This window comes from Halorientalis sp. (assembly GCF_028275115.1).
In the GTDB taxonomy this organism is placed as follows: Archaea; Halobacteriota; Halobacteria; order Halobacteriales; family Haloarculaceae; genus Halorientalis.
The window spans coordinates 1-10,320 of record NZ_JAQCNH010000124.1 but is presented as its reverse complement, the minus strand read 5'-3'; the positions used below and the strand labels follow the sequence as shown (position 1 = coordinate 10,320).

Below are 10,320 nucleotides of genomic sequence, written 5' to 3'. Positions count from 1 at the left end.
GTCATCGTCACCGTCGAACGCGACGGCGCGCTCGCCCGGGCGAACAGGGCCGCAACCGAACTGTTCGGCTCCGCGACCGACGAAGCACCGTTCGCCGACGTGATCGGGCATGACCGCACGGCACTTGCGAACCGGGAGACGGTCGAGTGCTGGACCGAAGATGGCCACAAGCAGTTCGACCCGCGCGTGAGGGAACTGACGAACAAGTACGACGAGACGGTCGGGTACACGATTATCCTGATCGACGTCACCGACAGGGAAATCAGGCGTCAGCGGATCGAGGTACTCAACCGAATCCTCAGACACAACATCCGGAACAACCTCGACGTAATCAAAGCCAACGCCGAACTCGTCGCGGACGACGAACGCGCCGCGTCCATCCTCGACACGACGGACACACTCGACAGATTGAGTGCGGACGCCCGCCGAATCGAGAGCCTGCTGCGACGGTCCCAGGACAACCACTCTCCGGCCGACGTCGCCAGCCTCGCGACGTCCGTCACGGAGACGGTCGCCGCGGCACATCCGGAAGTGAGCATCGCGCTCGACTTTCCGGACCACCCGTTCCGGGTCGACGCCGAACTCTGTCGGTTCGCGCTCCGGAACGTCGTCGAGAACGCCGCCGTCCACAACGACGGGGTGGACTCACGTATCGAGGTCCGGGGCACGGAAACGGAAAGCGGGATGCGGGTCGTCGTCGCGGACGACGGCCCGGGAATCCCGGAGCCCGAACGGCCGGCCATCGAGGACCGAACTGAGACCCCGCAGTCTCACGGCAGCAGCCTCGGTCTCTGGGGCACCAACTGGGCAGTCCAGCAACTGGGCGGGGAACTCTCCTTTCGTGAGAGCGCCCTCGGTGGAACGGCCGTCGTGATCGAACTCCCGGCACGCTGATGTCGGACGGTCCCGAAGCGAGGCCCCCAACTTCAACCCAGCACTGACACCCGTCCCGACTCCGCCGACCGTTCCCGCTCCGTTGCGGGGTGCATTGTCCCGGTGCGAGCGGTCCATCTCACCGGCCGCCGTTTGGCGGCTGCGTGTCGCCGTGGTCCCGACCCGGCCAGTTCGCCCTCACCTCAGTACCCCTCGCGGTCGATACCGGAGAACGCCTCCAGCAGGTCGTCGGCGTCGGGGAGCAGGCGACACGCACGGTCGTAGAGGCCGTCGGTCTGCTCGTCGAGTTCGGCGAACCCGTCGTGGTCGTTGAGCCGCTCGGGTGGGAGTTCCGCCTCGATGACCGCCCGTTTCGACTCGAGTTGGAAGTACTCGCCGAGCAGTTCGTACGCGAGGACCTGGCACTGCTGGTCGACCGCGGCCCGGACGTCCTCACGTTCGACCGGCTTACAGAGGTACTCGTCGAACGGAAGGTCGAGAATGTCAAGCCCCGGGTCGATTGCCGTCACCATGATAACCCGGGTCCGGACACCCATGTCCCGCAACTCGGTGAGAACTTCGTCACCCGACAGCCCCGGCATGTGCCGGTCGAGTAAGACGACGTCGGGGGGCGACGACGGGTCGACAGTCGAGAGGGCCTCCTCGCCGCTGTACGTAATCGTGATGTCTGCAACCCCCTTGAGCCTGAGTGCGTACGCGTCGGCGACTTCCTTCTCGTCGTCGACCAGCAGCACTCGGGGGAGGGTCACGTGCATATCGTCAGCCATCGTCGATACGTTGGACTAGTGACGACGACACATAATAACCGCCCGATGACACCCGACGCCCGGTGGACGGCGCGGAGTCCCTTCGAGTACAGAGAGCCACGCGACCGAGCGCGTCGTCCCGCCGGTTGGGATAACTAGAGACGCGCGAATCGCGGCTTCCAGATTGATAGCGCCGAGTTACAGGGGGTGGGAGGCTATACGTTTAGTTACGACGATGCCCGAAACCGTCCCCCGAAGTCGAGCACGGACCGACACGGAACTATCGCGCAACGACGCCGGCACCGCGACCGGATCGAACGACCCCGTCGACTCCGACGGACTCCTGTGGATGCTGAGCGACGAATACGCACGTGATATCGTGAAAGAGATCAGCGAGGACCCGCTCCCTGCACGGGACATCGCCGACAGCCTCGACCTCTCACGGCCGACCGTCTACCGCCGCCTCAACCGTCTGGAGGAGTTCGGTATCGTGCAGACGTCGTTGTCGCTGGACCCCGACGGCCACCATCGCCAGCAGTTCCGGTCCACGCTCGAGGAGGTCGTCGTCTCGATCGACGCCGGCCAGATCGACGTCGACCTGGCCGCATGACACCCACCCACAGTCCGGAGTACAGCAGGCGCCTCTTACTCCAGTAAACAACGTGCCCTCCCGCCGACGACCGTCGGTTGTGATTTCGACGACTCCGGAACCGCCGGTCCACCGTCGCTCGTCGTAGCGGTCGAGTCGGCGACGCGCTCCGTCCCGACCAGTGGACAGTAACCCGAGTCTACGCTGAACTGGCTGCCAGACCGACCGGCAGCCCGTGGCCACACACCGACGAGTGGGAACTAATTAGTCACTCACGACCCGAAATCTTGGGTGGATGCTATCCGCAACAGGCGCTGCCCTCCCACTCGTGGCGCTCGGATACGTCTCGGTGCCGCTGTTGCTCTGGGTCGTGTGGTACGCGGTCCGGACCCGCGACCGTCCGAGCGCGACCGCATACGGTGTGTTCACCGCCGCGGTCATCGGCCTCTTCGTAACGACGTTCGCTTCCGACCTCGCCACGGTCGAGCAGGTGGCTGGCGGAGCGGCGCTGCGTGTCGCCGGCAGTTTCGTTGGGGGCTTCGCACTCCCGGTCTCGTGGGTCGCGTACACGCTCGCGTACACCGGGCGGGGTGACACGCTGACCAGACGGCGGATCGGGGCTATCTGCACCCCCTTCCTGTTGATCGCTCTCGCGTTCGGCGGGGTCGCCGTATCCCAGCAGGGGTTCGATGGGTCACAGCCGCCCTGGATCCGGCTTTTGCTCGTGGTGTTGTCCCTGGTGTTCGTCCTCTACATCGTCTGTCTGCTACTGTTCGGGGCCTATCTTCTCGTGAAACTCCGCCGGACGTACGACACCGTTCCGATCGGCCAGGTCGGGACACAGGTCGCGAGTCTCGTCCTCATATACGCGATAATCGTACTGACGAACCTAACCTCGGGAACCGATGGGCCGCCGATAGCGCCGTTCGACGCCGTTTATCCGGTCTTTTTCGTCTCGGCTGTCGGCCTCGCCGTGGCGACGTGGCGGTATCCGGTCTGTTCGGCGCTTCCGGAGGCCCAGTACGTCGCTCGCGACGAAGTGGTCGAAAACCTCCGCGAGGGCGTGGTCGTCCTCGACCGGAACAATCGCGTCCTCGATCTGAACCCGACCGCGACCACGTTACTGGACTGCTCGGCGGAGACGGCTATCGGCGAGCCCGCCGAGTCGCTCGTCGACGCCGACACCCTCCCGCCGGGGTCCCCGACGGGGGCGGTCACGATACAGACCGCCGACGGGATGCGACAGCTCGAAATCGGCGTGTCCGAGATCGGCGACGAGGGGCGTGACTCCGTCGGTCGGACACTGGTGATGCGGGACGTGACAGAACGGAAGACGCGAAAGCAGCGCCTCGAAGTTCTCAACCGGGTACTCAGACACAACCTCCGAAACAACGTCGACGCGATTCTCGCACACGCATCGACGGTCGACGACCCAGACCAGCGCGGCGAGACGATCCGTGACCTCGCGGGCGAACTCGCCCGCGTCAGTAAGAAGGCCCGCGACGTGGAACGACTGCTCGACGCGGACCGGCTCTCGTTCGAGCAGCAAAACGTGTCCCAAATCGTTCGCGCCGTCGCGACCGATGCCCGCGAGGCGCACCCGACGAGCGACATCGACGTCACGGCACCGTCGGCGGTGACGGTCAGGACCGACGAGACGGTGTTTCGTCGCGTCGTCGCCGAACTCGTCGAAAACGCGGCTCGTCACGGCGGCGGACAGCGACCACAGGTCGAGATAACCGTCCGGGACCACGGTGACCGAGTGTCCGTCGCCGTCGCGGACGACGGTCCCGGCATTCCGGACCGCGAGCGGCAGGCGCTGACCGCGGGGACCGAGACGCCACTCGAACACGGGACCGGCATCGGCCTGTGGCTCGTCAACTGGGGAACGCGGTACGTCGGTGGAACGGTCTCGTTCGACGCCGAGGGGGAGAGCGGGAGCGTCGTGACCGTCTCGGTACCGGCCTGAACCGACAGAGTGGGCGGCCGAACCGTGGGCTGGCTCCGCCCGCGGACGGTCGACCGTGCCCACAGGCTCGCCGGCCGACGGCACCGTTTCACCACCTGAGACGGTCGACGTCGATTTACACCACCCGCTATCGAAGTCGGTGGTGTGACAGTGGCTGACCACGCAATCGAAATAAACGGACTGACGAAGCAGTTCGGCGACGTGACGGTCTGAACCTGACGGTCGAGTCGGGTGAAATCTTCGGCTTTCTCGGTCCCAACGGGGCCGGGAAGTCGACGACGAGCGACGTCCTGCTGGATTTCGTCTCTCCGACGACGGGGACGGCATCGATGCTGGGACTGGACGTGGCGGCGGACCGGACGGAACTCCATCGCCGGATCGGCGTGGTGCCGGAGAACTACGGACTGTACGACCGACTGAGCGGTCGGCGACACGTCGTACTCGCCACCGAAGTAAAAAACGCGACCGCCGACCCGGACAAACTGCTCGAACGTGTCGGCCTGTCTCCGGCAGACGCGAACCGGCCGGCCGGAGAGTACTCGACGGGGATGAGCCAGCGACTCGCGCTGACGATGGCTCTGGTCGGCTCGCCCGACCTGCTCATCCTCGACGAGCCGACCGCCGGCCTCGAGCTTAATAGCACACGGGAACTCGGGAGATCATCCAGGCTGAAAGTGACCGCGGTGTGGCCGCGTTCTTCTCCAGTCACATCCTCGAACAGGTCGAGGCCGTCGCCGACCGCATCGGAATCATGGACGACGGACAGTTGGTCGCGACCGGGGTTTTGGTCGTCGTGCTGTTCGCCGAGGGACTCGCGTCGCTGGTCCCGTTCGTGCTGTTTCTCGGCCTGATGGGGATTGCCTTCGTCGGCATCTCGGCCGCCAGCGCGAGCGACGGCCGGGCCACTGCCGTCGCTGTCGGGGCGCACATGATCCTCGTTGCCCTGTGGAACCTGATGGTCGGCGGCATTCGGGCCGGTGCCAGCGCGTTCGGGCTGATCGCGGCCGATAGCCAGCCGGCGTGGCTGCAGTTATCCGTATCGTCCCACCGAACTGTGCCGCGATTTCCGCCTTCGAGGCCGCAGTCGACGGTGGTCGCGTCTTCGCCACCGATCCGTTCGCGTCCGTGTGGTTCCCGACGCTCCTCCTGCTCGTCTGGCTCGCCGTCCCAGTCGCGGTTGGATACCTCCGGTTCCGGCAGGCCGATATCGCGTGACTCTCTCGGTTCGACCTTCGTGACGCTCGGACCGCACCTGAATAGCCGGTCGGTTGAGCGTCGCCGGAGACAGATGGTGCGTGAGAGACGACGGCGGATGTCGGCCGTCAAAACGTTCCAAATCCGTCTTCTTCCATCAGCTCGGCCACTGCCTCTGGATTCTCGAACGCTGCAAGCAGAGCGAACTCCCTGGCGTCCGTCTTCGAGACTTCACTCGCGCCGAGCCGCTCGGCGAGTTCGTTCCGGAACTCCGACTCCTGTGCGGCGACGTCGTCCCGAACGTGTATCTCGAGTCTGGTATCCCGTTCGTCGCCGACGTTGTTCCGTCGTACGAAATACGGATAGTCCGCGGCCGCCTCCGGGGTCGCCGACGAACCGGTGCGTTCTGCATCCCTACCCCGACCCCGTGTGCGGTTCGCCGCCTCCTCGGTTCCCCCTGTGACAGCGGCCGTCTCCCGCGTCGGTGTCTCCTGGGACTCGCTCGTCTCCGATTCCTCCTCGTCGTCCTCGTCGTCACCCCCAAAGTCGAGATTCCCGGAGCCCGATTTGAAATTACTCATGCTGTCGCCTCCGTTCGTTCGCCTCCACGAAGGTCGATCGTCAGCGTCTCGTGGCCCCGAATATCGAGCTCTAACACCGGGTCGATGGTGGCGTCGAACGTCTCCGTGGCGACGAAGCCGGCCAACTCGTAGAGTGAACCCAGCGTGTCGACCTCTCGGTCCCGAACGCGTCGCTGACCCGGTTCACTCACCATCTCTCCGTCCCGTTCGAACGTTTTCCAGCGTTCTTCGACGACTCTGAACGCCGAGCCTCTGGCCTCCCACATCGCGTCCATCAGGCTCTCGCGGTCGGCGATGGCGACGGGGGTTGCGAACGCGTCCGTCTCGTCGAACTGCTGTTTGTACTGGCGGTGTGCATTCGTCTGCCCGACACCCGACGGAACGACACACGAGAGTCCGATCTGGATATCGAGCTGCCGTTCCATATTGCCGACCAGCTCCTCGAGCCCGTCGAGACTCAGGTTCCCTTTCCCCGCTGGCTTGACCGGCGCTACCAGCGTCCGGAGGGCGAAAATCGCGTTGTAGAGGAGGTCCTCGGCCCGTGCGTTCGGGTCGATCAGGACGGCGTCGTAGCTCTCCTGGAGCGATTCTTCCTCCCACAGTAGGCGGTGGAGGAGCTCGTATCGGGGGTACTCGCCACGTCCAACGTTCTGCATCGACGTCTCGTAAGAAATCTTCTGCTCCAGACTTGAGGTGAAGTCTCCCAGCATATCATGACTCGGAACGATGTCGACGCCCTCCTCCGAGGTCTCGATTAGGTCTCTAAACTCGCCATCCGGCTGTTCGAGGACGTGTTTGACCAGATTGTCGGCCTCCGGGTCGCTTCGTTGCTCACCCACGTCAAAAAGTGTCGTCAGGTTCCCCTCCTGTGGGTCGAGGTCCAACACGAGAACGTCCAACCCCATCCGGTTCAACGCAACTGCGAGGTTGGCGGTCATCGTGGTCTTGTACGTCCCGCCGGATTCCGAGTAGACTACCGGGGTGATCATGTACGGAACTGTAGCCGCTTCTTACATAAACCTATGTCAGACATTCGTTACAGATATCTGTAACAGACTACTGTCACAGACGCGATGCCGTGCCACGAACCTGGCACAGAACAGATGATACAGGCGGCTGTTACAGACAGTGATTACGAATAGCAGTTACAGACAGTAATTACAGACAGTGGACTCGAACAGCGGTCACAGACAATAATTACAGACGCATATCTGCTACAGACAGCAGTTACAGACAGTGACTGCGAACATCAATCACAGACAGCAGTCCTGAACAGTAGTTACAGACAGCAGTCCTGAACAGTAGTTACAGACAGCGGTCCTGAACAGTAGTTACAGACAGCAGTTACAGACGCCGGGGTCGGCGAGCGGTCGTAGAGACAGGTTCAATTCGCTCCAGACCAACTAGTGACTGATGGGACAGCGGACACTGGACGGCGAGGACCTCACCGACCTTCGTGACGAGTACGACCGGCTGGTTCACGAGCGGCTTCCCGAGACAGCACAGAACGGCGAAGGGTGGCCCGTCCACCTGGATCACTGTTTTGCACGGATTGTTCTCGACAACCTCTTCGAGGACGAATGGTACGACCACGTCGACGGACGGCCGGCCTACGAGCAGCTCTCCGAGTCTGAACTCCGAACAGCCATCGATATCGCCGACCGCATCCTCGACGCGGGCCCACCGCTCGCGACGGAACTGAACCGCAACTCGCTCCGATGGCGCGACGAACTGTGACGCCAGCGACCCGTCGAGTTCGGACCTGGATGCGTGTAGAGGAAAGCCCCGGTCGACCGGCGGATATCCCGTACGGGACCGCCACACACCATGACTGCTGGGCTTTGCTCGATAAAAACGTGTGCACGGACAGGGCCATCGCGTGACCCCGGGTTGGCTCCTCCGCCATCGGGCAGGTCGTGGGCTCTCGCTGTTCGGCGGCCGGCGGCGGTGGTTCGCGTGAGCGGCGGGCTCTCGCTCGTCCTCAGATTCGATGGGAGCGTCGGCTACGGCCCGGAGAACGCCGATCCGCGGACCGCAGCGATCGGATACGTCGTCGAAACCGGCACTCCACTGGTCGAGGGCTCGCGGGCACTGTCTGCGTTCGTCTCCAGTACACACGTCGAGTTCCGGGCGCTGGTCGCCGGCGCTCGTGCCGTCGCTGCGCTGTCGACTCACCGGCCGGTCAGCGCCGTCCACGTCCGCGGGGACGCCGCAGCGGTTATCGACACGGTCGATCCGACTCGACCAGCCGTCCCTGGGGACGCAATCCGCCGACGGCGTGTCGATACCGTCCGCGACGCGCTCGCTGACGTGCCAACCGTGACGTATCAACAGACCACTCGAGAACAGAACCGTCGCGCGCACGTCCTGGCTGCGAGACCACACCAGACGGGCTGAGCGACGTGTCGACCCTGACGGGCGTTCCAGAGGGCGGTGGACCCACCCCACAGTCGTCGACAGTGACGACTATCCCGGTTCCGGTGGCGCTCGACGTCTCAGTCCCTGTATCGACGCGGACAGGCCATCATCGACGGAAGTGACCTGTTCGCTGAACGACTCCATGGACGCGACCATCTCGCTGACCACCGATTGCTGCTTTTATCCTGCTGGCGAGTTCCCTGCTGCTGCGGTCTGCAACGTTACTGATGTCGTCGATGAGGCCGACGACCTCCTCTGCTGTCCGCGCCTGTTCGCCGGTCGCGTTGTCAACTTCCTGGATGCCTTTGTTGACGCTCACGACCTGACTCATCACGCCTTCGACCGTTTCGATGGTCGCACTCACGATCCGGCTCCCGTCTGTCAGCTGCTCTTGCATCGCCTGGACTTCCTCCTGTGTCGTCCCGACTTTGCTCTGTGGATCCCGAATCAGGGACTCGACCCAAGAGACGGTTTTGACTGTATCCGATCGTGAGACCAGTCCGCAGTTCTCCCAGTTGTCCTGTCGGTCTGTCCCGCCGAAAGCAGAGAATACGCACAGGCGAGGCGGCCTCTTCGGATTTTCGGATCGCTCTCACGTCATCCATCGACCTCTTCGAGGGCTTCGGTCGCGACGTCACCGAGTTCACCGGCTTCGATGTGTGAGTACCGTTCCCGAACCATCTCCTCGGAGTTGTCGAGATACCGGGCTGCGACGGTGTACCCGAACGACCGGACCAGGACCTCGCCCATCCCTCGACGTCCGCCGTGGGGTGCGAGATACTCGTGTCGAGGATGGTCGACTTCGATGCCCGCGTCGTCCGTGAGTCGCCGAAGAATCGACCGTGCACCGTCGGTGGTGCTCGACTGGGGGCGAATCCCTTCCTCGAGCGCGAGGAAGATGTCGCGGACGAACTCGTCACGACGAGTTCCGACAGCAGCCGGCTTGTAGCCACGGTCTGTGAGCTCTCTTCGAACGAGTGGCCCGAGCGTCCGCTGATCGAAGGTGGGGAACACTGGCCACCGCTCGGTCGGCGGGTTTAGCAGGTTTCGGTACTGGCGAAGTGGATGGAAGACGGGGTCGGGGAGGCTGGCGGCGTCCCACTGCTGTTTCTTCCGATAGACGTCCATACTCCCATCGTCGAGGTCGAGGTCCTCCCAGCGAACCCCTCGCCGACGGGAGTCGTCCGGGTCCCGCAGGAGTTCCCCGACGCGGACGGCGGTGTACGCGAGGACGAACACGAGCGCCCGGTCGCGTGCCGCCTTCAGAGCTGTGTAGCGCGCTCGTTGCTTGTCGAGGGGGTCAGTATCCGCTGGGAGTGTCGTGTACGCCTCGATGGCGTTGCGAGCCTGCTCGTCGACGTGACGGGTGAGTGCGTGGCGCTGTTCGGACGTCCAGGCCTGCTGGTCGCCGGGCTTGCGACCATCGTCCTCGGGCAGCGGCGCCGTCGCACTCGCCCGTTGGGCGTAGTGCGCTTCGAGATACCCCTCGTTGACGCACCAGCCGCACCACGCAGAAATATAGCGATAATAGGTTTGTACCGTGTTCTGCTTGAGTCCCCGATCTCCGGCGAGGTGACGAGCGTACTCTCGGAAGGTGCGTTCGTCGAGGTCCTCGAAAGCTGGCTCCCGGTCGACGTCGTCTGGCACGACCCCTGTCCAGTCGTCGCGACCGCGGTCGCCGGCAGCCCATTCTGCAAATCGCTCGAGTTCCCGCGCTGCGTTCCGTCTGTAGTTTCCACCATCGCCACCGCGACCTTTCCCCTTGTCCTGAAGATAGCGCTCGAACGTCTCGTCGAGCGACGTAGAGAGTGTCCGGTCAGACATCGACTGGCCCCCCTCGTTTCTGCGAGTCCGGCCTCGGCGGCTCTGCCTCCTGGAAAGCGTCGTTCTGAGCCGATTGCAGCATTCGTACTTCCCCGACGGCGGCAG

12 protein-coding genes and 1 pseudogene are annotated in these 10,320 nt (G+C 64.0%); 7 read left to right on the top strand and 6 right to left on the bottom strand.

What is annotated here, in order from left to right; translation table 11 throughout:
* On the top strand, positions 1–894 hold an 894-nt coding region (locus Q0964_RS16040), incomplete at its 5' end, for a sensor histidine kinase (RefSeq protein WP_299269557.1).
* A gap of 182 nt (positions 895–1,076) precedes the next feature.
* On the opposite strand, the gene Q0964_RS16035 is transcribed toward Q0964_RS16040, so the two are convergent.
* Positions 1,077–1,661 carry a response regulator gene (locus Q0964_RS16035; RefSeq protein ID WP_299269554.1) on the bottom strand — a complete coding sequence of 195 codons (585 nt, stop codon included), beginning with the start codon at positions 1,659–1,661 and terminating at the stop codon, positions 1,077–1,079.
* Between the two features lie 214 nt (positions 1,662–1,875).
* On the opposite strand from Q0964_RS16035, the gene Q0964_RS16030 reads away from it, so the two are divergent.
* The 3 genes and pseudogenes from Q0964_RS16030 to Q0964_RS16020 all read left to right on the top strand — a co-directional run.
* Entirely contained in the window at positions 1,876–2,250 is a 375-nt protein-coding gene (locus Q0964_RS16030) for an ArsR/SmtB family transcription factor (protein ID WP_299269552.1), read from the top strand.
* A 274-nt stretch (positions 2,251–2,524) separates the two neighbouring features.
* Positions 2,525–4,198, top strand: a complete 1,674-nt coding sequence (locus Q0964_RS16025; RefSeq protein WP_299269550.1) for an ATP-binding protein — start codon at positions 2,525–2,527, stop codon at positions 4,196–4,198.
* 209 nt (positions 4,199–4,407) lie between these two features.
* Positions 4,408–4,985 (top strand): annotated as a pseudogene (locus Q0964_RS16020) (ABC transporter ATP-binding protein); the annotation flags it as partial.
* Here the strand turns inward: Q0964_RS16020 and Q0964_RS18385 are convergent.
* Positions 4,904–5,128, bottom strand: coding sequence for a hypothetical protein (locus Q0964_RS18385; RefSeq protein ID WP_349254479.1), 225 nt, complete (start codon positions 5,126–5,128; stop codon positions 4,904–4,906). The pseudogene Q0964_RS16020 and the gene Q0964_RS18385 sit on opposite strands and share 82 nt — an antisense overlap.
* 90 nt (positions 5,129–5,218) lie before the next feature.
* Between Q0964_RS18385 and Q0964_RS16015 the strand changes: the two genes are divergently transcribed.
* Positions 5,219–5,413: a hypothetical protein gene (locus Q0964_RS16015; RefSeq protein WP_299269548.1), complete on the top strand. Its 195-nt coding sequence runs from the start codon at positions 5,219–5,221 to the stop codon at positions 5,411–5,413.
* A gap of 107 nt (positions 5,414–5,520) precedes the next feature.
* Here Q0964_RS16015 and Q0964_RS16010 read toward each other — a convergent pair whose 3' ends face one another.
* Both Q0964_RS16010 and Q0964_RS16005 read right to left on the bottom strand, forming a co-directional pair.
* A complete protein-coding gene (locus Q0964_RS16010) occupies positions 5,521–5,973 on the bottom strand; it encodes a DUF7970 domain-containing protein (protein ID WP_299269546.1) in 453 nt (150 codons plus the stop codon).
* Positions 5,970–6,962 (bottom strand): ParA family protein, encoded by a 993-nt coding sequence (locus Q0964_RS16005; RefSeq protein ID WP_299269543.1) that lies wholly within the window; start codon positions 6,960–6,962, stop codon positions 5,970–5,972. Before Q0964_RS16005 ends, Q0964_RS16010 begins: the two co-directional genes overlap by 4 nt.
* Positions 6,963–7,386: 424 nt before the next feature.
* On the opposite strand from Q0964_RS16005, the gene Q0964_RS16000 reads away from it, so the two are divergent.
* Both Q0964_RS16000 and Q0964_RS15995 read left to right on the top strand, forming a co-directional pair.
* Positions 7,387–7,710 (top strand): hypothetical protein, encoded by a 324-nt coding sequence (locus tag Q0964_RS16000; protein WP_299269540.1) that lies wholly within the window; start codon positions 7,387–7,389, stop codon positions 7,708–7,710.
* 219 nt (positions 7,711–7,929) lie between these two features.
* The gene (locus Q0964_RS15995) at positions 7,930–8,370 is read left to right on the top strand and encodes a reverse transcriptase-like protein (protein ID WP_299269537.1); all 441 of its coding nucleotides are present in this window, start codon (positions 7,930–7,932) and stop codon (positions 8,368–8,370) included.
* A gap of 127 nt (positions 8,371–8,497) precedes the next feature.
* Here Q0964_RS15995 and Q0964_RS15990 read toward each other — a convergent pair whose 3' ends face one another.
* Both Q0964_RS15990 and Q0964_RS15985 read right to left on the bottom strand, forming a co-directional pair.
* Positions 8,498–8,788, bottom strand: a complete 291-nt coding sequence (locus Q0964_RS15990) for a methyl-accepting chemotaxis domain-containing protein (RefSeq protein WP_299269534.1) — start codon at positions 8,786–8,788, stop codon at positions 8,498–8,500.
* Positions 8,789–8,988: 200 nt separating this feature from the next.
* Positions 8,989–10,215, bottom strand: coding sequence for a tyrosine-type recombinase/integrase (locus tag Q0964_RS15985; protein ID WP_299269532.1), 1,227 nt, complete (start codon positions 10,213–10,215; stop codon positions 8,989–8,991).
* Positions 10,216–10,320: the final 105 nt, after the last annotated feature.